Below are 22,545 nucleotides of genomic sequence, written 5' to 3' on the forward strand. Positions count from 1 at the left end.
GGGTAGGTCGGCCCGTGCGTGGCGGGACGGGGGAAGGCCGGGCCGGGCCTCGTGAGCGGGCCCGCTCCCCCGTCGGCGCGGCCCTGTCCCCCGCGTCCGGCGCGTCACGCGCGCAGTGCGCCCATCCGGCCCTCCAGGCGGCTGAGCAGGTCGGCCAGCAGGGCGGCCAGGTCCCCCTGGCCCTCGGGGGCGAGGACGGACAGCACGGCGGTCTCGTAGGCGAGCTGCTCGGGCAGGATGCCGTCCACGAGTTCGCGGCCGGTGTCGGTGAGGCGGAGGTGCGCCACCCGGCGGTCGCGGGTGTCGCCACGCCGCTCGACCAGTCCGCGCTCGGTGAGCTGCTTGATCCGCTTGGTGACGGCGGCGCCGGAGGAGAACGTCTCCCTGGCCAGCTCCCCCGGCGTCAGCTCGTGCCCGGTCCGGCGCAGCGCGCCGAGCAGGTCGAACTCCGCACGGCTGAGTCCGGCCCGGCGCAGTGGGGCGTCCTCGGCCTGCTGGAGGAGGGCGGCGCAGCGGTTGATCCGGCCGATGACCTCCATGGGCCCGGTGTCCAGCTCGGGGTGCACGGCCCGCCACTGCCGGACCACGGACGCGACTGTGTCGTGCTGCGCCGCGTCGCTCCCGGGCCCGGACCCGGCCCGCTCGTCGCGCGCGGCTCCGCCGGTCCCGGTGTCCCTGGCCGTCGGTCGTGCGTTCGTCGCCGTCATGGCCGTGCGTCCTCCGTCGTCCTGCCCGCGTCCTGATCCCGGGGCGCGAGCCCCTGGCGTCGTACCGTCGCCGCGAGCGTACGGTGTCCGGACTGTTCGGCGAGCACGACCCGCTCCTCGGGCAGCGCTCGCTGCCACCACTCGCCGGACGCGGCGTCCGCCGTGGCGCGCAGGTCCACCAGGGCGGCCGCGAGGGAGCGGCGGGAGGTCTCCAGGGCGCGGGGTTCCGGGTGCGGCTCGGCGAGGAGGCGGGCGGCGCTCTCACGGGTGCTCTCCACCGCGGTCAGCGCGTGCTCGATCCGGTCGCCCGCCCGCCGGTTGGTGACGGCCACGGCCGCGACGAAGCCGACCAGCGCGCCGACGACCGTGTCGACGACCCGCTCGGTGATGAGCTGCCCGGGGTCCTGGCTGCGGGCGAACTCGGTGATGAGCAGGGCCATGGGCGTGACGCACACGGTGCCGAGCCAGTAGTTGCGGCCGATCAGCGCCTCGGCGCCGAAGTTGAAGGCGAGGCAGCTCAGCACCAGGGCCGCCGGGTGGAGGTGGGTGAGGGGCGCGATCGCGGCGAAGACCAGGACGCCCAGCAGGTTGCCGACGACGCGCTGGACGCCCCGCCGCCAGGTGAGGGTGACGTTGGCCTGGTACAGGGAGGCCGCGGTGACCAGGGCCCAGTAGGGGCGCCCGACACCGAGGAGCAGGGAGGCGTAGCCGGCGAGGGCGCAGCCGAGCGCGGTGCGCGCGGCGAGGGGTGCGAGCGGCGCGAGCAGCTGCCGGAGCGGGCGGCGCGGGGTGGCCAGTTCGGTGTCCACGCCGAGCAGTTCGTCGGCCGACTCGCGCGGGGAGCCGGCGCTCGGGACGGTACCGGTGCCGCGCAGGTCGCGCGCCCAGCCGCGCAGCCGGTCGGGGTCGGTGTCGGCGGGGGCGGCCAGGGCGACCTCGGCGCGCACCAGGAGCCGTTCGAGGGCGCGCCGGGTGACGTCGGGGCGGGCGCCGGCGGCCAGCAGGGACTGCCAGGCGGCGTGGATGGCGGCGGCGGTCGCGGCCCGGGCCTGTGCGTGGCCGTCGGCGGTGCCGCGGGTGGCGGCGTAGGCGGCGGCCGCGTTCAGCGCCTGAGCGGTGGCGCGGCGCTCGGGGCCGTGCGGGCGGAGCAGTCCGGGCGCCATGCCGACGAGCCAGGCCCAGGCGCCCGCCGCGAGGACGAGTCCGAGGTGGCCGGGTACCTGGCCGAGGGTCTGCGGGGCGAACAGCGCGGCGGAGCTGATGAAGGTGAGGACGACGTTGCCGGGCGGACCGATGCGGGTGGCGTCGACGGCCGCCTTCTGCGCGGCCGCCATCAGGGCGCCGACGGTGACCAGCACGACGGCGTCGCCGGTGAGCGAGGCCGCGACGAGGGAGACGGCGAGGCCGGCGACCATGCCGAGCACCACCCAGGCGAGCGCCCGGGCCCGTGCGGCGTAAGGCCGGTTGTGGCCGTAGAGCGCGCACAGCGAGCCCGCCATCGTGTACATGGCGAGGTCGAGCCGGCCGAGCGCCAGCAGGGCGAGGTTGGGGGGAGCGACCGCGGCCACCACGCTGCAGGCGGGCTTGAACCAGATGTCGGAGGGCCGGCCGAGGCGGAGCACACCGGAGAGGGGGAGTCGGAGACGGGTCGCACTGCTCATGCTCATCAATTTAACATATGTTTTATTCGTAAAACATCTCGTGGGATCTCACCTGGACGTCCCGCTCACCGCCTGTGCTCCCTCGAATGCTCCCCGTGTACTCCCTTGCGCTTGCGTATGCCCCGCTCGCCCTGGGCATCGCATCCTCGTCCGTCCGTCGGAAGGGGGTGGCACGCGTGCACGGTCCGGCCTGGCCGGCTTGGCTGCTGGTCGCGCTGTGCGCGGCGACCGGGGCCTACTGCCTGCTGCGCATGCGCAGCGGTGTGGAGGAACAGCGCCGCGCCGCGGGCGGCGAGGCGCTCATGGGCTTCGGGATGGCCGCGATGGCCGTGCCCGCCACGGTGTTCAGCCCACCGGGGTGGGCGTGGCCGCTGTACGCCGCCGTGTTCGGCGCGGCCGCGCTGCGCGCCGTATGGGCCGCGCGCGCCAGCCCGCACCATCTGCACCACCTGGTGGGGACGGGGGCCATGGTCTACATGTCCCTGACCATGGCGCTCTCCCCCACCGCCCATCACCACGCCCACGCGGGCACGGGCGTGCCGCTCGTGACCGGCGCTCTCCTGCTCTACTTCACCGGCTACGTGCTGCTCTCCGGCGCCCGCCTGGTACCTGTGGCGGCGGGCGGGACGGGAGCGGCGGCGAGCGGGACGGGTGCGGCGGCGGGTGGCACGGGCACGGCGACAGGTGGCGGAGATGCGACGGCGGTGCGCTGGGGTGACCGTCCGGAACTGGCTCGGGCGTGCCGGCTGTCGATGGGGATCGGCATGGTGGCCATGCTGCTGGCGATGTGAGCCGCCCGGTCCGCCGGGAGGTGGCGGAGCGGCTGCAGGCTGCCGACTGCCGACTGCCGACTGCCGACGGGACGGTGGCCGGCGGTCGGCAGTGGCGTTGCCTGCGTCACTTCGGCGCCGGTGACCGTACCCGTGGGCGGGCCGTCGCTCATAGGGTGCTGACCATGATGGTCCCCGTGGCACTGCTGCTGCTCGGCACCCTGACCGCCGTCGTCGGCCCGAGGCTGCTCGCCCGGGCCGACTGGCCGGACCGGGAACCCGTGGTCGCCCTGTGGGTGTGGCAGTGCGTGGTGGCGGCCGTACTGCTGTGCTGCGCGCTGTCGATGACACTCAGCGCGGCGGCGGCCTGGCAGGCGGTGCGCGGGCACGTCTTCGGGACGGCTCCGCGCCCGGTGGCCGAGGCCTACGCCCTCGGCGCGGCGGGCCCCTGGGCGGCGACGACCGCGGTGGCCCTCGCCTGCGGCGGTCTGTGGAGCCTGGCGATGCTGGTCCGCGAGGTCGTACGGGCCAGGGCGCGACGGCGACGGCGGCGCACCGAACTCCTGGTCCGGGCCCCGCTGCTGCCGGGCGAGGCGTCGGCCGGCCGACGCCTGACGGTGCTGGAGGGCGAGCGTTCCGACGCCTGGTGGCTGCCCGGTACGGCGCCCCGGCTCGTCATCACCACGGCGGCCCTGCGCCGCCTCAAAGGACGTCAGTTGGACGCGCTGCTCGCCCACGAGCAGGGACACGACCGCGCGCGCCACGACTGGCTGCTGCACTGCTCGGCCGCGCTGGCCGGCGGTTTCCCCCAGGTGCCGGTGTTCGCCGCGTTCCGCGACGAGATGCACCGGCTGGTCGAGTTGGCCGCCGACGACACGGCCTCCCGGCGCTTCGGCAGGCTGACCACGGCACTGGCGCTCGTCGAACTCAACGAGGACCGGGGCGTGTTCGGCCCCTGCCCCGCCCCCGAGGCACACGTCCCGCGGCGCGTGCACCGGTTGCTCACCCCTGCGGACCGCCTCCCGCCCCTGCACCGCCTGCGCCTGACCGCCGTGGCCGCGCTGGTGCCGGTGCTCCCGCTCCTGGTGGCCCTCGTACCGGGCCTGCGCGCCATGGGCTGGCTCCACTGACGCCCTGGCCGGCGGACCGCGTCCGGCTCGCGTCGCCCGGCTTGCCTCGCACGGCTCACGTCGTGCGGCTCGCCTCGCCCGGCTTCCACGACGCGTGGCCATGAGCGGATCTCCCGCACTAGAGTCCCCGCATGGCTGCCGTGCTCTTCGACTTCTCCGGAACGCTGTTCCGCATCGAGTCCACCGAGTCCTGGTTGCGCGCCGTGCTGGCGGCGGCCGGACTCGCCCTGCCCGAGGCCGAACTGGCCGAGAAGGCAAAAGCGTTGGAGGTGGCCGGGGCGCTGGCCGGCGGGGCGGAGCCGGTGGAGCTGCCGGAGCACCTCGTCGAGGCGTGGGCGGTGCGGGACGAGAGCGCGGCACTGCACCGGGCCGCCTACACCGCCCTGTCGCGGCGCGTGCCGTTGCCCGACGCGGCCCTGCACGACGCGCTGTACGAGCGGCACATGACCCCCGCGGCCTGGGCCCCGTACCCGGACACCGCCCACGTGCTGCGCACACTGCGCGAGCGCGGAACCCGCGTGGGGGTGGTCAGCAACATCGGCTGGGACCTGCGCCCGGTCTTCCGCGAGCACGGTCTCGACGCCTGTGTCGACGTCTACACACTGTCGTACGAGCACGGCGTGCAGAAGCCGGACCCACGGCTGTTCTCGACGGCCTGCGCCGAACTGGGCGCGGATCCGCGGGACGTGGTGATGGTCGGCGACAGCAGGTCCGCCGACGGCGGCGCCGCCGCGCTCGGCTGCCGCGTGCACTTCGTGGACCATCTCCCGGTGGCACAGCGGCCGGACGCGCTGCTGCCGGTGCTGGGCATGGTGGCCTGACCACCGCGGTGGCTCCCGGACGTGCGGAGGCCACGGCCGAGCGACGTTCCACCTGCCCGAGCTGCTGCTGTTCGGTGTCGCTGTCGATCTGCCCGGCGGAGACCGCCGCCCGGAGCCTGCGCCCGTCCTCGACGATCTCCGTGAACCTGTGCAGGAGCCGCTGGTCCTGTTCCATGTCGCACGCCTCCTCGGCCGGGCGTCCGTGCCCCACTCCAAGGAGGCGGGGACAGGTGTGCGACAGCTGCGGCGCAACCGCTTGCCAAGCCGTCCGTCCGAGACGATCCCCCGCGTCGCCCCAGACGGACGGCAGCTCTGAGCGGGCCCCGCGCAGGGCGGTGCCACCGCGTTGAGTATAGTTGGCTGGCAGCCAGTCAACGCAGGAGTTACAGGATGTCCCCGCGCAGCGCCTCGGTCAATGAAGAGTTGCGCCGACGTTCCCGGGAGCGGCTGCTGCAGGCCGCGGTGGAGCTCGTCGACGAGCACGGCTTCGAGGCCACCACGCTGACCGACATCGCCGACCGCGCGGGTTCCGCGCGCGGCCTGGTGTCGTACTACTTCCCCGGCAAGCGCCAGTTGGTCCAGTCCGCCGTGCACCGGCTGATGCACCGCACGCTGGAGGAGGCGCTGGAGCGGGAACCGCGCACCGACGACGGCCGGGAGCGGCTGGCCCGGGCCGTCGACTCGATCCTGGGCCTCGCCCGCGACCGGCCGGTCCTGATGCGGCAGCACATGGCGGGGCTGCTCCAGGCCGAGGGCTTCGTGCAGTGCCCGGAGCAGCGGCGGCTCTCGGAACTGCTGAGCGACACGGTCGCCCGGTACGGCTCCGCGGACGTGACGGCCGACTACCCCCTGCTGCGTGCCCTGCTCATGGGAGCGGTGTTCTCCGCGCTGGTGCCGGGAGTGCCGATGCCCGTCCCGGTGCTGCGCGCCGAACTCTTCAAGCGCTACGGCCTCGAATGGGAGCTGGGCGCCCCGCCGGGCAGCGACGCGGACGCCGAGGGCTGCCGTGAGCACGACCTCTCCCGCTTCTTCGCCACCGAGGAGCGGGGCGAGTAGCGGAGCCGGGCAAGCAGTCCCGCTCGGCCGCGGCCGGGGGGCGGGCAGCCCTCCGGCCCCGGAACGCGCAAGGGCCCCTGAGCAAGCGCGGAGCACCACTGCGGCCGGCTCGTCGCCCGGTCCCCCGGCCGGCCCCGACGCCCGGAGGCGTGCCCGCTTCACCCCGCCGGCCCCTGCCGCCCGCGTCCCCGCGGTGCCATGCTGGAGCCGTCCGCACACCCTCCTCCTTCGGGCAAGGAGTACCGCCGTGCTGCGTGTCGCCGTCGTCGGATCCGGGCCGAGCGGGTGTTACATCGCCCAGACCCTGGTACAGCTCGACCCCGAGGTGCGGGTGGACGTGCTCGACCGGCTGCCGTGCCCCTACGGTCTGGTGCGCTACGGCGTGGCCCCGGACCACGAGAAGATCAAGTCCCTCCAGGGGAGCCTGCGCACGGTGCTGGAGCACGAGCGCGTGCGCTTCCTCGGCGGGGTCAGGGTGGCCGGGCCCGGCGGGCTGTCCGTGGCGCGCCTGCGGAGCCTTTACCACGCGGTGGTGTACTGCGTGGGTGCCGCCGCGGACCGGCGTCTCGGCATCCCCGGCGAGGAGCTGCCGGGCAGCTGGTCGGCCACCGAGTTCGTGTCCTGGTACAGCGCGCACCCGGACGCCGCCGACGCCGGCTTCGTGCGCGGTGTCCGGTCGGCGGTCGTGATCGGCGTCGGCAACGTGGCGGTGGACGTCACCCGGATGCTGGTGCGCGGAGCCGGGGAGCTGCGCCCGACGGACATGCCGCAGGCGGCGCTGGACGCGCTGGCGGCGAGCGGGGTCGCCGAGGTCCACATGGTCGGCCGGCGTGGTCCTTCGCAGGCGCGTTTCACCACCAAGGAGCTGCGCGAGCTGGGCGGCCTGCCCGGCACCGAGGTGGTCGTGGAACCGGCCGAGCTGGCGCTGGACCCGGCTTGTGCCGACGCCGCCGCGCTGCCCGCCGTGCAGCGCCGGAACGTGGAGGCCATGCGCGGGTGGGCGGCCGCCGGACCGGCGAGTCCGGGGCGCCGGATCCGGCTGCGGTTCTTCCTGCGGCCCGTGGAAGTGCTGGCGGACGGCGGCCGGGTGGGAGGCGTGCGCTTCGAGCGGACGGCGCCGGACGGGCACGGCGGCGTGACGGGCACCGGACGGTACGAGGACGTGCCGGCGCAGTTGGTGCTGCGCTCGGTGGGCTATCGCGGAGTGCCTCTGGAGGGGTTGCCGTTCGACCCGGTGAACGGGACCGTGCCGCACCGTGAGGGCCGGGTGCTGCGCGACGGCGTCACCTCGCCGGGCGAGTACGTGGCCGGATGGATCAAGCGCGGTCCGACGGGTGTCATCGGCACCAACCGGCCGTGCGCCAAGGAGACGGCGACCTCCCTGCTCGCGGACGCGCCCGCGCTCGCGCGAACCGAGGTGCCGGGGGACGCGCTCCCCGCGCTGCGGGCGGCGGGCCTCGAACCGGTGCCATGGGCGGGCTGGCAGGCGATCGAGCGTGCCGAGGCCGAACTGGGTGCCCGGCTGGGCCGTGTCGTGGTCAAACTGGCCGACTGGGACGCGCTCATGGGGGCGGCGCGTACCGCCTGACCGACTCCCGCGCGGACCGGAGACGTGCCGCGCGAGGCGTCGCGCTGTCCGGCGGCAAGGACTACGGGACGAAGCGCCTGTACGGCACCGGCGACCTCGGCACCGACGGGCAGAACGAGAGCCAGGACCGATCCTGGAACCGGCCCCGGCACCGTGCCGAAGAACGTGATCGTCCCCCGGCCGCCATCACCCACGAGTAGGCGGCAGTGGGCCGTCCCTCGCGGGCGGCGGCCCACCGGTGTCCGCGGCCGCTCACGCCTCCCGCCCCCGGGCCCCCAGGGAGGCCGCCAGCTCCCGCTGGTAGCCGGCGTAGGCCGTGCGCAGTTCCTCCCCCGGCCAGTCCGCGGGCAGCAGCCCGGGCGGCAGCACCGGATCGGTGAGCAGGTGACGTACGACCGCGGCGAAGGCGGCGAGGCGGGCGGCCGGCCGGTCGGCGACCTCCGCCTCGGCGAGCAGGGCCCGCGCGGTGACCGCCCACGTGTCCAGCGGCCACAGCCGGGCGACCTGCTCGTGCGCGGACCCGCCGGGACGTGCGGTGTAGGACAGAGCCACGCGCGCGAGGCCGGCCGGTAGCGGCCTGACCAGGTTCGCCGGACGCAGCCAGACGCCCTCGCGCAGTTCGGCCAGGCGCAGGGCCGTCAACCGGGCGCGCAGCTCGGCGCGTTCGGCGGGGCCGCGGCCGGTCGCCGTGATCACCACCATGTCCCAGTCGCCGTCCCACGCGCGCGTGCGGGGCCGCAGCGCCTCGTCCTGGCGGAGCTGCCGGGCCAGCAGCCGGTCGCTGAGCCCGTAGACGGCGTCCGTGCGGCGCAGGTCCCCCGCGGCCGTCATCCGGCTCAGCGCGGCCCTCAGGGCCGAGCCGCCGACGCCGAACGGTTCCACCAGCCGGACCAGGTCCCGCACCGGCAGCTCGGGCGGATGCACCCCCAGCAGGAGGCTGAGCACGACGGACCGCGCGGACAGCGGCCGCAGCCCCGCCCGGTCCGGCTCCACCGGCACGTTCATGCGCATGGGCACCCACTGTACGTGCGCTCCGGAACCGGCCGGCCTCGCACGTTCCACGTGTTGCATCATTGCTACAGCCGCAGAACGAGTGCAACATGACCTCATGGTCTCGACACCCGCGCAGTCGGCGTCCCAGCCGCAGGACGCCACGCACGACTCCACCCACGACGTCACCAACCAGGCCCCGCCCCTGGCCCCGTACGACGCCTCCGACGACCGCGCCCTGCTGGAGGGGCTGCGCCGGGAGGGCGCCGGATGGGCCGAGGACGGCATCCGGCGGCTCGGGCTGCGGGCCGGCAGCGAGGAGGCCCAGGAGTGGGGCGAGCTGGCCAACCGGCACGAGCCGGAGCTGCGCACCCACGACCGGTACGGCCACCGGATCGACGAGGTCGAGTTCCACCCGAGCTGGCACCACCTGATGCGGACCGCGGTCGCCGAGGGGCTGGCCGGCGCCCCCTGGGCGGACGACAGGACCGGCGCCCACGTGGCGCGCACGGCGGGCGGGCTCGTCTGGGGGCACACCGAGGCCGGGCACGGCTGCCCGACGTCCATGACGTACGCCGCCGTCCCCGCGCTGCGTGCCCAGCCGGATCTCGCCAAGATCTACGAACCGCTGCTGACCAGCCGCGTGTACGAACCCGGGCTGCGGGTGCCCACCGAGAAGCCGGGCCTCCTCGCCGGCATGGGCATGACCGAGAAGCAGGGCGGCTCCGACGTCCGGACGAACACCACCACGGCGACGCCGACCGGCGAGCCCGGTGTGTACACGCTGCGCGGGCACAAGTGGTTCACGTCGGCGCCGATGTGCGACGTCTTCCTGGTGCTCGCGCAGGCCCCGGGCGGGCTGTCGTGCTTCCTCGTGCCCCGGATCCTGCCCGACGGCAGCCGCAACACCTTCCGCGTCCAGCGACTGAAGGACAAGCTCGGCAACCGCTCCAACGCCTCCTCCGAGCCCGAGTTCGACCGCACGGTGGCCTGGCTGGTCGGGCCCGAGGGGCGGGGCGTGAAGACCATCATCGAGATGGTCAACTGCACCCGCCTCGACTGCGTGATGTCCTCGGCGACCCTGATGCGCAAGACGCTCGTCGAGGCGGGACACCACGCGCGCCACCGCAGCGCGTTCGGCGCGCGCCTCTTCGACCAGCCGCTGATGCGCAACGTACTGGCCGATCTGGCGCTGGAGTCGGAGGCCGCGACGACGCTCACGCTGCGGCTGGCCGGGGCGGCGGACCGGGCCGTGCGCGGCGACGCCGGTGAGCGGGCATTCCGGCGCATCGCCACCGCCGTGGGCAAGTACTGGATCACCAAGCGGGGCCCGGCGTTCACCGCCGAGGCCCTGGAATGCCTGGGTGGCAACGGGTACGTGGAGGACTCCGGCATGCCCCGCCACTACCGGGAGGCGCCCCTGCTGTCCATCTGGGAGGGCTCGGGCAACGTCAACGCCCTGGACGTACTGCGCGCCCTGGGCCGGGAACCGGACACCGCCGAGGCCCTGTTCGCCGAACTCGCCCTCGCGCGCGGGGCGGACGCCCGCCTGGACACGGCCGTGGCCGGGCTGAGGGACCAGTTGGCCGGAACCGACCAGACCGGCGCCCGCCGGCTGGTCGAGCGGATGGCCCTCGCCCTCCAGGCCTCGCTGCTGGTCCGGTACGCCCCGCACCCGGTCGCGGACGCCTTCTGCGCGAGCCGGCTCGCGGGCGACTGGGGGCACGCGTTCGGCACACTGTCCTCCGGAACCGACCTCGACGCCATCCTGGAGCGGGCCCTCCCCGGCCGAAACTGACCCCTCCGTCCGGTCGCCGGGCCCGGGCGCGCCCGGTGGCCGGTGACAGCCGACGGATCGCACACAGTCAGCGCGCGGTTCCGTTTCGCTGTCAGTGCCGTGGTGCACACTCGCGATCAGGTGACACTCGTCTGGGGAGGACAACGTGTTCACGGGGATCGACGAGGTCGACTGGGCCTCGCTGCGGCACGCGCACGGCAGCGCCGAGGACGTGCCCGCATGGCTGCGGCAGCTCGCCTCCTGCGACGCCGCCGAGCGGCACAGCGCGCTGGACGGCATGTACGGCGCGGTGCACCACCAGGGGAACGTGTACGACTCGACGCTCGCCTGCGTTCCCTTCCTGTGCTCGATCGCGGTCCGCGAGACCGTGCCGGACCGCGGCTGCATCGTCGAACTGCTGGTCAGACTGGGGTCGGAGAGCGGGGACGCCCGCGCGCGGGAGGCCGTGGGCGCCCACGCCGAGGTCTTCGTGTCCCTGCTCGCGGACCCGGACCCGGGGGTGCGCCGGGCGGCGGCCGGGGCGGTCGTCCGGTTCGTCCACGGCCCGGCCCGGGTCCTGCAGCTGCTGCGCCGGCGGATCCCGGTCGAGCGGGACGAGCGGGTCCGGCTCGCGCTGACCGAGGCGCTCGGCCTCTTCGCCCGCAGACACCCGGCGCACACGGCCGCGGTGGACCTGCTGACCGCGCACAGCGCCCCGCCGCACGACCCGGGGCAGCGGCTGGCTGCTCTCGGGCAGCTCGCGCTCGTGGCCCCCGAGCGACTCCCGGCCGACCTGGTGCCCACGGCCGTACGGCTGCTGCGGGACCGGTCGGCCCGCCTGGATCGGGTCCCGCACCGGACGCGTCCCGACAGCCTGGTGGGCCGGATACGGCGGCTGCGCCCCTCGGACGAGGAGGGCGCCCGGCTGCTGCGCACCCTGCACAACGCGCTCGGCGACCGGACCGCCGACCGGACCGCCCTGCTCGACGGGCAGTTGCGCAGCCCGGACCCGGTGGACCGGTGCAACGCCGTGTGCATGGCGGCCGGGCTGTTCCGCGGCTGGCGGGGCGACCACGCGCGTCCCGTGGCCCTGATCGGCGCCCAACTGGGCACCGACCAGGACCGATTACGCGACGTGGCAGTGTCGGCCCTGGCGGAGCTGTTCGCCCTGGCCGCGCCCGCCGCGGACGACCTCCACGCACTGGTGAGCGCCCGGCCCGACCTGTGGACCCACCGCTGGGAACGCGGTTCGGCCACCCTCGGCGCCCCGTTGAAGGCCCTCTGCAGGACTGGCGACCCACGAGCCCTGCCGGTCCTGACCCACCTGCTCGCCGGCCCGCTGCCGCCGGCCGGCCTGGGGTACGAGATCGCGCACCTGGGACCGGCCGCGGCACCGCTCGCCCCCGCGCTGCGCCACCGGCTCGGCCGGATCCCCCTCGACTCCCCCGACACCGGCACCCGCGCCGCCCCGCTGCTGTCGGCCCTCAGGGCCATCGGCGACCCGGACGCCGCGCCCGAGGTGCTGCGCCTGCTGTCCGGGGCCCCGGCCGGCCCGGGGCCCCGGAGCACCGTCGCCGGAGCGGCCATCGAGACCCTGGACGCCCTCGGGACCACCGCACAGGCGGTACCGGCGCTACGGGCGCTGCTGGGCTCCCGGCACGCGGCCGCCGCCGCGGGCGCGCTGTGGTCGGCGGACGGCGACGCCTCCGCCGTCCTGCCCGTGTTGCTGCGGGAGCTGACGGAGGGGGAACCGGCCGGCCGCGCCGAGGCCGCCCGGCACCTGGGCAGACTCGGCCCGGCCGCCCGCTCCGCGCTGCCGGAGCTGGGCCGGGCGGCCCGCTCCGGGCCGGTGCGACTCAGGCTGGCAGCCGCGTGCGCGCTGTGGCACATCGGCCGGGACCCCGAACCCGTGCTGCCGGTGCTCCGGGCCGCCTGGTCACGACACCCCCGCGGGCGGACCGCCGTCGCCCGGTGCCTCGCCGTCATGGGCCCGGCGGCCGGGCCCCTGCGCGATCTCGTGGCGGCGGAACTGGCCGACCCCCGGCGCCTCGTGGCGCGCGAAGGCGGCTACGGCGGCCATGCCATCCCGGAGGACGAGGCGCTGCTCAGAGCCTGCCGGGAAGCCCTGCAGGAGCCGTAGCGGCCCCTGAACCTCCGGCCGGCTCACCCGGCCGTCCGGCCCCACTGCGGCCCGAGCCGGGCCCACTCGGCGTCCCAGCGGGCCATGCGGCGGCGCTCCAGGCGCCCGCGCAGGACGAGCCCGCCGGCGAAGGGCACTGCGGCGGCGCTCAGCCCGACCAGGCCGCCCGTCAGGGTGGCCCGGAGGGTGGCCTCGGAGGCGGTGGTGGGCCGGGTGACCAGGTGACCGCGCTGGTCCGTCCAGACGGTGACCGGGGTCGCGGCCTTGCTGCCCGGCGCCACCCGGGCCTGGCCGGAGTGCGCCGCGCCGTCCGCGCCGGCCCAGCGCACCTCGGCCCAGACCCGCTCGGCGTCGGCGCTCCCGGCGGTGGCCCTGCCGGGTGCCTTCGCGACGACGTGGGCGACGGTGGGGTGCCAGGCGGCACGCTCCCGGGCCAGTCCGTGCTCCACCGAGCGGGCCGCCACCAGGCCCGCCAGCACACCGGCCACCACGGTCAGCAGCCAGGCGGCGAGCACCACCCATGCCTCGACCACGTCGGCCCTGCGCCTGAGCGGATTGCGCCGCCAGCGCCACAGCCACACCTTGGGACCACGGAACGCCATCAAAGGCATCCTCCTCACGAGCGCACCGACAGGCCGGACCGACCTCCCATACGGGCGGGGCCGGTCCCTTGCTCACGACGAGCCGTCCCACCGACGGTCGCACGGGACACCCCTTTCGCGCAGGCACATGCCGCAACGGACCTTGCAGGTCCCTGTATCGGGCCGACCGCACCGCGCCGACCTGCGGCGACGCGTGTCCTCGGGCCGACTGTCAGTGGCGGGGTGCACACTGGCCGATATCTGACGACGACCCGGACGAAGACGTCCCGGAGGTGATCGGCATGACCGAGGTCCTGCTCGCCGTGGGCACCCGAAAAGGCCTGTTCATCGGGCGGCGCCGGGGCGGCGCCTGGGAGTTCGACGAGCGCCCCTGCTTCAACGCCCAGGCGATCTACTCGGTCGCCGTCGACACCCGCGGCGGCACGCCCAGACTGCTCGTGGGCGGTGACAGCGCGCACTGGGGCCCGTCGGTGTTCCACTCCGACGACCTGGGCCGCACCTGGACCGAGCCCGCCCGGCCGGCGGTCAAGTTCCCCAAGGACACCGGGGCTTCCCTGGAGCGGGTCTGGCAGCTGCACCCGGCCGCCGCCGAGCCGGACGTGGTGTACGCGGGCACGGAACCGGCCGCGCTGTACCGCTCGGAGGACCGCGGCGAGAGCTTCGAGCTGGTGCGCCCCCTGTGGGAGCACCCGACCCGCTCCCGCTGGGTGCCGGGCGGCGGCGGTGAGGGCCTGCACACCGTGCTCACCGACGCGCGCGACCCGCGCTCGGTGACGGTGGCCGTCTCCACCGCCGGGGTGTTCCGCACCCAGGACGGCGGGGCGAGCTGGTCGCCGTCCAACTCCGGGGTCTCCGCGGTGTTCCTGCCCGACCCCAGCCCGGAGTTCGGCCAGTGCGTGCACAAGGTCGCCCGGGACGCGGCCGACCCGGACCGGCTGTACCTGCAGAACCACTGGGGCGTGTACCGCAGCGACGACGCGGGCGCGCAGTGGACCGACATCGGCGCGGGCCTGCCGTCGACCTTCGGTTTCGCGGTGGCCGCCCATCCGCACCGCGGGGACACGGCGTACGTCTTCCCGATCAACGCCGACGCCGACCGGGTGCCCGCCGACCACCGCTGCCGGGTCTTCCGCACCCAGGACGCGGGCAAGAGCTGGGAGCCGCTGGCGGCGGGGCTGCCGCAGGAGGACCACTACGGCACGGTGCTGCGGGACGCCCTGTGCACCGACGACGCCGACCCGGCGGGTGTGTACTTCGGCAACCGCAACGGCGAGGTCTTCGCGTCGGCCGACGACGGCGACAGCTGGCGACAGCTCGCCTCGCACCTGCCGGACGTGCTGTGCGTGCGGGCCGCGGTGGTCGGATGAGCCCGACGGGGGGACCTGACGGCGTTGGCCACCGGTTGATCTCCGCTGCCCGTACGGCAGTAGGGTGACGCCCGTGGCACCACGACCCTTGCATGAGATCGTCGAACCGGGCTGGGCGAAGGCCCTGGAACCCGTCGCCGGACGGATCGCCGAGATGGGCGACTTCCTGCGCGCGGAGATCGCCGCGGGACGCACCTACCTGCCCGCCGGAGCGCATGTGCTGCGCGCCTTCCAGCAGCCGTTCGACGAGGTGCGGGTCCTGATCGTCGGTCAGGACCCCTATCCCACCCCGGGGCACGCGGTGGGTCTGTCCTTCTCGGTCGCGCCCGAGGTGCGCCCGCTGCCGCCGAGCCTGATCAACATCTTCCGGGAGCTGCACGCCGACCTGGCGCTGCCGCAGCCGTCCACCGGGGACCTCACCCCGTGGACCCGACAGGGCGTGCTGCTGCTCAACAGGGCGCTGACCACGGCCCCGCGCAGTCCCGCCGCCCACCGAGGCAAGGGCTGGGAGGAGGTCACCGAGCAGGCGATCCGGGCGCTGGCCGCGCGCGGCAAGCCGCTGGTGTCCATCCTGTGGGGCCGTGACGCCCGTAATCTGCGCCCGCTGCTGGGCCGGCTGCCCGCCGTGGAGTCCGCGCACCCCTCGCCCATGTCGGCCGACCGCGGCTTCTTCGGGTCGCGGCCGTTCAGCCGGGCCAACGACCTGCTGATCGAGCAGGGCGGACAGCCGGTGGACTGGCGTCTGCCGTGACCGTCCCCGGCTATCTGGCCGTGGACTCCGGCGGCTCCGGTCTGCGGGTCGCGGTCGGGGTTCCCGGCCGCCCGCCGACGGCCTCCGGGGAGACGCGGGAGCCGGTCCGCACCGGCGCCCGGGGCCTCGACCCCGGCCATCTGATGGCACAACTGGTACCCCTGGCCAAAGCGTTGACCGAGCGGGCCGGGGTGGCCGAACTGGGCACGGCCGTCGTCGGCGCCGCCGGGTTCGCCAGCCTGGGCGACGCCCTGCGCGCCGAACTGCCCGACGAGCTCGCCCGGGAGCTGGGTACGCGTGCGGTGGCGCTCGCGGCCGACGCGGTGACGGCCTACGTGGGCGCCCTCGGGCCGCGTCCGGGCGCCGTCGTCGCCGCGGGCACCGGTCTCATCGCCCTCGGCACCGATCTGACCGGCTGGCGGCGTGCGGACGGCTGGGGTCATCTCCTGGGCGACTGCGGTGGCGGTGCCTGGATCGGGCGGGCCGGCCTGGAGGCGGCCCTGCGGGCGCACGACGGCCGGGACGGTGGCTCGACGGCCCTGCTGGCGGCCGCCGAGGAGCAGTTCGGTCCGGTACGGGAGCTGCCAGGACGGCTCTACCCGCGCACCGACCGCCCCGCGATGCTGGCCTCCTTCGCGCCCCGGGTCGCCGAGCGCGCCCCGCACGACCCGGTCGCCGCCTCGATCCTGCGCGCGGCGGCGCGGAACATGGCCGAGTCCGCCGCGGCGGTGTGCCCGGCGTCCGGCACAGCCGAAGTGGCGTTCACCGGCGGACTCCTCAAGCTCGGCGACCCGCTCCTGGCGCCGTTGGGCGAGGAGGTGGCCGAGCGGCTGCCGCACGCCCGTGCGGTGCCCGCCGAGGGCGATCCGCTGCACGGATGTGTGCGGATCGCGACCGAGCTGGCCGCCGGACGGCTCGCTCTGCCGGGTGAGACGACGCTGCTCCACGTGGTCCGCGCAAAAGGGGATTGACCCTCTTCATCGCGCAGGTACCGGGCAAGTGCCCGGAACATGTGACAAGCGGGCGTAACTCATCAGACAAAACCGGACGGATACCGCTCACCTGCACCCTCCCCGAACAGGGGAGCCCAGGAAACAAGTAACATGCGGCGCCATGAGCTCCCCCACTGGGCCCGCGTCCGGCCTGCCAGTACGAATGCCGCGACCTCGCCAGCCCGGACGGCACCGCCGACCGGAACCGCTGGTCGCTCCCGAGGGCGCGCCCGCGCTCGTCCTCGCGGTGCCCGGCGTGCCCAGCGCCGCCACGCGCAGCCTCGCCGAGGAGGTCGTGAGCATCGCCCGCTCCGAGCTGCCCGGCCTGGATGCCCGGATCGGGTTCGTGGACGGGGACGACGCCGAGTTCCCCACTCTGCGGGCCGTGCTGACCCGCGCCGCCGAGGAGCGCACCGCGCGCTTCGAGCAGGCCGTCGCCGCCGGTCTCCAGGTCAAGGAGCCGGACGGCCCGGTCGCGGTCGTCGTCCCGCTGCTGGCGGGCCCGGACAGCGCGCTGCTGCGCCAGATCCGCCAGTCGGTGATGGACAGCCGGGTCGCCGCCGACCTCACCGACGTCCTCGGTCCGCACCCGCTGCTCGCCGAGGCGCTGCACGTGCGCCTGTCCGAGGCGGGCCTGGCCCGCGCCGACCGCGCCCGGCTGTTCACGGTGGCCACCGCCGCCGACGGCATCATCCTGGCCTCTGTGGGCGGCGAGGAGGCCGTGCAGGCGGCCGGGATCACCGGCATGCTGCTCGCCGCGCGCCTGGCCGTGCCGGTGATGGCGGCGGCCCTCGACCAGGAGGGTTCGATCTCCTCGGTCGCCGAGCAGCTGCGCGCCTCGGGCTCGCAGCAGCTGGCCCTCGCCCCGTACCTGGTCGGCCCGGAGATCGACCCGGCGCTGTCGGCGGCGGCCGCCGAGGAGGCGGGCTGCGCCATGGCCGAGCCGCTGGGCGCCTACCCGGCGATCGGCAAGCTGGCCCTCGCCAAGTACACGACCGCTCTCGGCATCGCCCCGCAGCCGCAGGGGACCCCGGTCCGCTGACGCCGACGGCACCCGCACGACGCAGGGCCCGCTCCAGTCACTGGAGCGGGCCCTCGGGCGTTCGTGGCTAAGGCCGGCCCCGGCCCTCCTGGCGGAGCGGGGCTCAGCCCCCGTCGGCGGGGGCCGGACCAGCCGAGGGCTGCGCGCTCGGCACGCTCAGCCGAAGACGACGCAGGAGGCCGCCGCGACCTCGACGGAGCCGTCGTAGCGCGGGATCCCGGTGCGCTCCTCGACGGCGAACCAGGTCACGTCGCCGGAGCGTTCGTTGGCCGCGTAGAGGAAGCCGCCGTGCTCGGCCAGCGCGCGCGGCCAGTGCCCGCCGCACGGCACCGTGCCGGTCAACCGGAGCCCGTCGCCCTCGACCGCGAGGACGGACAGGACGTCCTCGCCGCGGGTCGCGGTCCACACGAAGCGGCCGTCGGGCGAGACCACGATGCCCGAGGGGTAGGCGTCGCCGGCGGGGGCGCCCGGCAGGACCGGGACCTCGGTCAGCGGCTTCAGGGAGCCGACGGCGGCGTCCCAGCGGCAGACCGTGACGGTCGGGGTGAGTTCGTTGACCACGTAGGCGTGCTCGCCGTCCGGGTGGAAGGCCAGGTGGCGGGGGCCCGAGCCGGGGCGCAGCGCGATCTCGCGGTGCAGGACCGGAGCGCCGCCGTCGAGGGTGCACACGCGAAGCGAGTCGGTGCCGAGGTCGACGCTGACCGCCCATCGGCCGGTGGGGTCCGGCTGCACCTGGTGGGCGTGCGGGCCGCGCTGGCGGCGGTCGTGCGGGCCCGAGCCGGTGTGCTGGAGCTGCCCCGAGGGTGCCGGGGCGAGGGTGCCGTCGGGGCGCACCGGGACGGCGCTGACGCTGCCGGAGCCGTAGTTGGCGGTCAGGACGTGCCCGGCGTGCAGGCTGAGGTGGGTGGGCCCGCTGCCGTCGACCGGGACGGGCGGCCCGGCGGGCTCCGGCTTGTCGCCGCCCACGCGGAAGGCGGCGACCGCGCCCTCGGCGGTCTCGCTGACCGCGTAGAGCATGCTCCCGTCGGGAGAGAGAGCCAGGTAGGAGGGGTCGGGCACACTCCCGAGGCCCCCGGTGAGAGTCAGCGCGCCGTCCGCCGGGCGGACGTCCGCGATCACGAGGCCGGGGCCGCCGGCCGCCGTGAACGAGCCGATGAACGCTCTGTGCCGCCTGCCGCCTTCTGCCACCGCTGTCCCCTCTCGGTCGGACCCAGTGCCGACGGTAGCAGTCGATCACGTTCGGTCTAGACCAGCAAAGGCGGTGTTCCTCAGCGCTCTCTCGGGCTGCCCCGCGCGCTGTCCCCACGAGCCGCTTGCGCGGTCCGTCCGCTCAGGCGCCGACCAGCGGCGACCCGGACGGTGCCCGCAGCGGCTCGGCCAGCTCGGCGAGCGCGCGCTCCAGACCGTGCAAGTGGGCGAGGGCTGGCTCGGCCGGGGCCTCCACGGGCCGGTGGACGTGGTCGCAACCGCCCTCCGTGAGCGCCTCGACCGCGGCCTCCACCCGCCAGCAGGCGGCGGCGAGCCGGGCGTCGTGGGACGCCTCGGGGTCGGCGGCGACGGCGACCAGGCCCCGGACCTCGCGGGCGCAGTCGTCGAGGAGCGCGAGGACCCGGCGGGCGCGCCGCTTGCGGCCCAGCATGGGGTTCAGCGGGTGGACCAGCGGGGCGACCGAGAGCCGTACCCGGCCGAGCAGCTGCTCGAGTTCGGCCACGCGGGGTGCCGGGTCGGCCGTGGCCGAGCCCGCGAGCCGGGCGGCGGCCTCGCCGGTGCAGGCGTGCACGCAGCGCAGGGCGCGCTGGATCCAGGCGTCCGTGGTGGCGTGGGTGGTGACCGGCAGGACGAACAGCACGGCGAGCATCGCGCCGAGGGCGCCGACCGCGGTCTCGGTCAGCCGCAGGGCGAGCAGGCCCGGGCCGAGGACGCCGAGCAGACCGTAGAGGAGCTCGGCGAGCAGGGTCACCCAGAGCATCATCCAGGTGTAGGAGACGGCGGCCGTGTAGAAGATGCCGAAGACGGCGACGGCCACGAGGACCGCGGTGGGGACGGGCGCGCCGTGCACCGGCAGCGCGACGAGCAGGCCGAGGCCGATGCCGATGACGGTGCCGAGGACCCTGCGGAAGCCGCGCACCAGGGTCTCGCCGCGCGAGGCGGTGTTGACGAAGACCCACCAGGTGGCGCCGACGGCCCAGTACCAGCGCTGGCCGGACACGAGCTGCCCGGCGACGAGCGCGAACCCGGCGCCCGCGACCGCCTGGACCGCCTGCCGGGTGGTCACGCGGGCCAGTCCGTACCCGGCGGGCGGCGCGGGCACGACCGGGGCGGGCAGCCGTCGCTCGTAGCACCACAGGCCGAAGCGCACCGCGGCCGCGCTGAGCACGGACAGCAGGACGGCGGCGTACAGCTCGGGCAGCTGTCCCGGGGTGGCGTGCAGGAACTGCGCCACGAAGAAGGTCATGAACGCGAACACGCCGAGGCTGTGGCCCCGCGGCCCCCAGCGGCGGGCGTACACGCCGGCGCCGACCACGACCAGGAAGGCCAGGTCCCGCGCCACCGGCAGACCGTGCAGTTCGGCGGCGGCGGCGAGCACGGGCAGGCCGACGGCGGGCAGCAGCGCGGTGGTGACCGCCTGGCCCCGCACGGTGGGGTCGGCGACGGTGAACAGGGCGAGCAGCGCGGCGAGCCCGCCGGTGACCGCTCCCGGCAGCGAGTGCCCGACGGCCCCGCACACCACGACCGCCAGGCCGATGCCGAGCACCGCCCGCGCGGCGAAACGCAGTCGCGTCCGCCCCGGGTCCGGCGCCACGAACACCCTCTTCAGCACTGCTGTCCGCCCCCTTGTGGCCGTACCGCACGAAAAAGGCGCCGCGGGATCCGCAGCGCCATCGACGTGTACATGAGAGCATCCCGGAGGTCACTGGCTCAAGTGACCCCGGATTCACTGTGCCATTGGTGCAGTCAGCGAGGGCGTCAGCGAGCCGCTGGAATGCCAACGGACCAGGTGGGGCGGTACGCGGGGCCCGGGCCGGTGTGGGCCATTGGTACAGTCGGGACTCATGAGCGTGGACGAACTCGACACCCGCATCCTGCGGCTGCTGCTGGAGCAGCCGCGTACCAGCGTGCGCGAGTACGCCCGGGTCCTCGGCGTCGCGCGGGGCACGCTGCAGGCCCGCCTCGACCGCATGGAGCGGGACGGCGTGATCACGGGCACCGGGCCCTCGCTCTCCCCGCCGGCGCTCGGCCACCCGGTCCTGGCGTTCGTGCACATCGAGGTCACCCAGGGCCATCTGGACGACGTGGGGGACGCGCTGGCCGCCGTCCCCGAGATCGTCGAGGCGTTCTCCATCACGGGCGGCGGGGACCTGCTGGCCCGCGTGGTCGGACGGGACAACGCCCATCTTGAGGACGTGATCCAGAAGCTGATCAGCATGCCCGGGGTGGTGCGCACGCGCACGGAGGTGGCGCTGCGCGAGCGCGTGCCGTACCGGCTGCTGCCGCTCGTGGAGTCGATCGGGCGGGCGGCCCGGGCCTGACGGTCGCGAGCCGTGCCTCGACCCCGGCTTCGACGTGCGCGGACGCGCTTCTCGCGTGGCGGTCGGCCGGGGGGCTGCTTAGCGTGATCACATGACCACAGTCCAGGCCCGGCCCACCCCCGACGACCGGAGGTGGAAGGCGCTCGCGGTCTGTCTCACGGCGGGCTTCATCTCGCTGCTCGACACCTCGATCGTGAACGTGGCGCTCCCCTCGATGGAGCGCGGCCTCGGCGCCTCCGAAGCCGCCCAGTCCTGGGTCGTCTCCGGGTACGCGCTGACCTTCGGGCTCGCGCTCGTCCCGGCGGGCCGGCTGGGCGACATGCACGGAAGGCGCCGGGCCTTCCTGTTCGGGCTCGCCGTGTTCACGCTGGCCTCGGCGGCGTGCGGTCTCGCGCCCGGCCCGTCCTGGCTGGTGGTGTTCCGGCTGATCCAGGGCACGGCGGCGGGCATGGTCGCGCCGCAGACCTCGGGACTGATCCAGCAGATGTTCCAGGGCGCCGAGCGGGCCAAGGCCTTCGGCCTGCTGGGCAGTGTCATCGGGGTCTCCACGGCCGTGGGCCCGCTGGCGGGCGGTCTGCTGATCGACGCCGTCGGGACCGACGACGGCTGGCGCTGGGTGTTCTTCGTCAACCTGCCCATCGGCGTGGCCGCCTTCGCCGCGGGGCTGCGTCTGCTGCCGCGCTTGCCGGTGCTGTCGGCGAAGCGGGAGACGTTCGACCTCTTCGGGGTGCTGCTGCTCGGCTCCGGGGTGCTCGCGCTGATGCTCCCGCTGGTGCAGGAGCAACAGTGGACCGGACGGGAGAAGTGGGCGCTGTTCCCGGTGGCCGGGCTGCTGCTGGCCGCGTTCTGGGGCTGGGAGCGGCGGCAGGGACGGCTCGGCCGGGCCCCGCTGGTCGACCTGGGCCTGTTCTCCCTGCGGTCGTTCACGCTCGGCGCCCTGGTCAGCCTGACCTACTTCGCGGGCTTCACCACGGTCTTCTTCGTCTACTCCCTGTTCCTGCAGAACACGGTCGGCTACAGCGCGCTGGCGGCGGGCCTCAGCGTCCTGCCGTTCGCCGCCGCCTCGGCGGTCGGGGCCGCGGCCGGGGGCCGCCTGGTGGTGCGCTACGGCCGCAAACTCGTCGTCATCGGGCTGAGCGGGGTGGCGTTGGGGCTGCTCGGGGTGATCGTGGCGGTGGAACTGGTGCCCGGGCGTGGCGTGGGCTGGGCGACGGCGCTGCCCATGCTCGTCGGGGGCATCGGCTCCGGTCTGACGGTCTCCCCGAACACGACGCTCACCCTCACCCGGGTGCCCGTCCGCCGCGCCGGAGCGGCCGGCGGGGTCCTCCAGACGGGCCAGCGCGTGGGCTCGGCGGCCGGGATCGCGGTGGTGGGCGCGGTGTACTTCGCGCACCTCGCCCATGCGGGCCGCTCCACCACGGCCATTCAGCTCGGCCTGCTCACCGCCGTGGGGCTCATCATGATCGCGCTGGTGCTGGCCGTAGCGGACCTGCGCGAACGGCACGTGCACCCGGAGCCGGAGCGGTCCGGGGACCGGGGGCGGACGGGCGCGGAGGAGGACGGCGCCGGGGAGACGGTCCGGTCCGGCTCCTGACGGTCACGGCCCGCGCTGCTCGTGCCC

The 22,545-nt window shown here is 75.4% G+C and carries 19 protein-coding genes; 13 read left to right on the forward strand and 6 right to left on the reverse strand.

Annotation, left to right across the window (positions count from 1 at the left end; all coding sequences use genetic code 11):
• Positions 1 to 104: 104 nt before the first annotated feature.
• Positions 105 to 707: a MarR family winged helix-turn-helix transcriptional regulator gene (locus B446_RS05550; RefSeq protein WP_020938434.1), complete on the reverse strand. Its 603-nt coding sequence runs from the start codon at positions 705 to 707 to the stop codon at positions 105 to 107.
• Positions 704 to 2,368 carry an FUSC family protein gene (locus tag B446_RS05555; RefSeq protein WP_020938435.1) on the reverse strand — a complete coding sequence of 555 codons (1,665 nt, stop codon included), beginning with the start codon at positions 2,366 to 2,368 and terminating at the stop codon, positions 704 to 706. Before B446_RS05555 ends, B446_RS05550 begins: the two co-directional genes overlap by 4 nt.
• Positions 2,369 to 2,544: 176 nt before the next feature.
• Here B446_RS05555 and B446_RS05560 point away from each other — a divergent pair, with 176 nt between their 5' ends.
• The 5 genes from B446_RS05560 to B446_RS05580 all read left to right on the forward strand — a co-directional run bounded on the left by B446_RS05560 (position 2,545) and on the right by B446_RS05580 (position 7,733).
• Complete coding sequence (locus tag B446_RS05560; RefSeq protein WP_043477701.1) at positions 2,545 to 3,159, forward strand: DUF5134 domain-containing protein; 615 nt, start codon at positions 2,545 to 2,547, stop codon at positions 3,157 to 3,159.
• A 164-nt stretch (positions 3,160 to 3,323) separates the two neighbouring features.
• Positions 3,324 to 4,268 carry a M56 family metallopeptidase gene (locus B446_RS05565; RefSeq protein WP_043477703.1) on the forward strand — a complete coding sequence of 315 codons (945 nt, stop codon included), beginning with the start codon at positions 3,324 to 3,326 and terminating at the stop codon, positions 4,266 to 4,268.
• A gap of 131 nt (positions 4,269 to 4,399) precedes the next feature.
• On the forward strand, positions 4,400 to 5,089 hold the full coding sequence (locus tag B446_RS05570) for an HAD family hydrolase (RefSeq protein WP_020938438.1): 690 nt from the start codon (positions 4,400 to 4,402) through the stop codon (positions 5,087 to 5,089).
• A gap of 390 nt (positions 5,090 to 5,479) precedes the next feature.
• The gene (locus B446_RS05575; RefSeq protein WP_020938439.1) at positions 5,480 to 6,145 is read left to right on the forward strand and encodes a TetR/AcrR family transcriptional regulator; all 666 of its coding nucleotides are present in this window, start codon (positions 5,480 to 5,482) and stop codon (positions 6,143 to 6,145) included.
• Positions 6,146 to 6,392: 247 nt separating this feature from the next.
• A complete protein-coding gene (locus tag B446_RS05580) occupies positions 6,393 to 7,733 on the forward strand; it encodes an FAD-dependent oxidoreductase (protein WP_020938440.1) in 1,341 nt (446 codons plus the stop codon).
• A gap of 252 nt (positions 7,734 to 7,985) precedes the next feature.
• Here B446_RS05580 and B446_RS05585 read toward each other — a convergent pair whose 3' ends face one another.
• A complete protein-coding gene (locus tag B446_RS05585) occupies positions 7,986 to 8,744 on the reverse strand; it encodes a PaaX family transcriptional regulator C-terminal domain-containing protein (protein WP_020938441.1) in 759 nt (252 codons plus the stop codon).
• 97 nt (positions 8,745 to 8,841) lie between these two features.
• On the opposite strand from B446_RS05585, the gene B446_RS05590 reads away from it, so the two are divergent.
• Positions 8,842 to 10,521 (forward strand): acyl-CoA dehydrogenase family protein, encoded by a 1,680-nt coding sequence (locus B446_RS05590; RefSeq protein WP_020938442.1) that lies wholly within the window; start codon positions 8,842 to 8,844, stop codon positions 10,519 to 10,521.
• A gap of 145 nt (positions 10,522 to 10,666) precedes the next feature.
• Positions 10,667 to 12,640, forward strand: coding sequence for a HEAT repeat domain-containing protein (locus tag B446_RS05595; protein ID WP_020938443.1), 1,974 nt, complete (start codon positions 10,667 to 10,669; stop codon positions 12,638 to 12,640).
• Positions 12,641 to 12,663: 23 nt separating this feature from the next.
• Here B446_RS05595 and B446_RS05600 read toward each other — a convergent pair whose 3' ends face one another.
• Entirely contained in the window at positions 12,664 to 13,242 is a 579-nt protein-coding gene (locus tag B446_RS05600; RefSeq protein ID WP_020938444.1) for a hypothetical protein, read from the reverse strand.
• A 281-nt stretch (positions 13,243 to 13,523) separates the two neighbouring features.
• Between B446_RS05600 and B446_RS05605 the strand changes: the two genes are divergently transcribed.
• The 4 genes from B446_RS05605 (at position 13,524) to B446_RS05620 (ending at position 17,394) form a co-directional block, all read left to right on the forward strand.
• The gene (locus B446_RS05605) at positions 13,524 to 14,609 is read left to right on the forward strand and encodes a WD40/YVTN/BNR-like repeat-containing protein (protein WP_052352248.1); all 1,086 of its coding nucleotides are present in this window, start codon (positions 13,524 to 13,526) and stop codon (positions 14,607 to 14,609) included.
• Between the two features lie 73 nt (positions 14,610 to 14,682).
• The gene (locus B446_RS05610; RefSeq protein WP_020938446.1) at positions 14,683 to 15,360 is read left to right on the forward strand and encodes a uracil-DNA glycosylase; all 678 of its coding nucleotides are present in this window, start codon (positions 14,683 to 14,685) and stop codon (positions 15,358 to 15,360) included.
• Positions 15,357 to 16,331 (forward strand): N-acetylglucosamine kinase, encoded by a 975-nt coding sequence (locus B446_RS05615; protein WP_020938447.1) that lies wholly within the window; start codon positions 15,357 to 15,359, stop codon positions 16,329 to 16,331. Before B446_RS05610 ends, B446_RS05615 begins: the two co-directional genes overlap by 4 nt.
• A gap of 142 nt (positions 16,332 to 16,473) precedes the next feature.
• The gene (locus B446_RS05620; protein ID WP_020938448.1) at positions 16,474 to 17,394 is read left to right on the forward strand and encodes a sirohydrochlorin chelatase; all 921 of its coding nucleotides are present in this window, start codon (positions 16,474 to 16,476) and stop codon (positions 17,392 to 17,394) included.
• A 156-nt stretch (positions 17,395 to 17,550) separates the two neighbouring features.
• On the opposite strand, the gene B446_RS05625 is transcribed toward B446_RS05620, so the two are convergent.
• Positions 17,551 to 18,582, reverse strand: coding sequence for a lactonase family protein (locus tag B446_RS05625; protein WP_020938449.1), 1,032 nt, complete (start codon positions 18,580 to 18,582; stop codon positions 17,551 to 17,553).
• Between the two features lie 142 nt (positions 18,583 to 18,724).
• Positions 18,725 to 20,215, reverse strand: a complete 1,491-nt coding sequence (locus tag B446_RS05630) for an FUSC family protein (protein WP_020938450.1) — start codon at positions 20,213 to 20,215, stop codon at positions 18,725 to 18,727.
• 232 nt (positions 20,216 to 20,447) lie between these two features.
• On the opposite strand from B446_RS05630, the gene B446_RS05635 reads away from it, so the two are divergent.
• Both B446_RS05635 and B446_RS05640 read left to right on the forward strand, forming a co-directional pair.
• Positions 20,448 to 20,924: an Lrp/AsnC family transcriptional regulator gene (locus B446_RS05635; protein WP_043474822.1), complete on the forward strand. Its 477-nt coding sequence runs from the start codon at positions 20,448 to 20,450 to the stop codon at positions 20,922 to 20,924.
• A gap of 91 nt (positions 20,925 to 21,015) precedes the next feature.
• Complete coding sequence (locus B446_RS05640) at positions 21,016 to 22,518, forward strand: MFS transporter (RefSeq protein WP_020938452.1); 1,503 nt, start codon at positions 21,016 to 21,018, stop codon at positions 22,516 to 22,518.
• Positions 22,519 to 22,545 lie beyond the last annotated feature (27 nt).

Source organism: Streptomyces collinus Tu 365 (assembly GCF_000444875.1).
Classification (GTDB): domain Bacteria; phylum Actinomycetota; class Actinomycetes; order Streptomycetales; family Streptomycetaceae; genus Streptomyces; species Streptomyces collinus_A.

What these genes read in the sequence shown, in the direction of transcription:
- B446_RS05600 (WP_020938444.1), bottom strand. Translation starts at nt 13,242, where the DNA reads ATGGCGTTCCGTGGTCCCAAGGTGTGGCTGTGGCGCTGGCGGCGCAAT.
- B446_RS05555 (WP_020938435.1), bottom strand. Translation starts at nt 2,368, where the DNA reads ATGAGCAGTGCGACCCGTCTCCGACTCCCCCTCTCCGGTGTGCTCCGC.
- B446_RS05635 (WP_043474822.1), top strand. Translation starts at nt 20,448, where the DNA reads ATGAGCGTGGACGAACTCGACACCCGCATCCTGCGGCTGCTGCTGGAG.
- B446_RS05605 (WP_052352248.1), top strand. Translation starts at nt 13,524, where the DNA reads ATGACCGAGGTCCTGCTCGCCGTGGGCACCCGAAAAGGCCTGTTCATC.
- B446_RS05575 (WP_020938439.1), top strand. Translation starts at nt 5,480, where the DNA reads ATGTCCCCGCGCAGCGCCTCGGTCAATGAAGAGTTGCGCCGACGTTCC.
- B446_RS05590 (WP_020938442.1), top strand. Translation starts at nt 8,842, where the DNA reads ATGGTCTCGACACCCGCGCAGTCGGCGTCCCAGCCGCAGGACGCCACG.
- B446_RS05570 (WP_020938438.1), top strand. Translation starts at nt 4,400, where the DNA reads ATGGCTGCCGTGCTCTTCGACTTCTCCGGAACGCTGTTCCGCATCGAG.
- B446_RS05620 (WP_020938448.1), top strand. Translation starts at nt 16,474, where the DNA reads ATGAGCTCCCCCACTGGGCCCGCGTCCGGCCTGCCAGTACGAATGCCG.
- B446_RS05550 (WP_020938434.1), bottom strand. Translation starts at nt 707, where the DNA reads ATGACGGCGACGAACGCACGACCGACGGCCAGGGACACCGGGACCGGC.
- B446_RS05585 (WP_020938441.1), bottom strand. Translation starts at nt 8,744, where the DNA reads ATGCGCATGAACGTGCCGGTGGAGCCGGACCGGGCGGGGCTGCGGCCG.
- B446_RS05640 (WP_020938452.1), top strand. Translation starts at nt 21,016, where the DNA reads ATGACCACAGTCCAGGCCCGGCCCACCCCCGACGACCGGAGGTGGAAG.
- B446_RS05565 (WP_043477703.1), top strand. Translation starts at nt 3,324, where the DNA reads ATGATGGTCCCCGTGGCACTGCTGCTGCTCGGCACCCTGACCGCCGTC.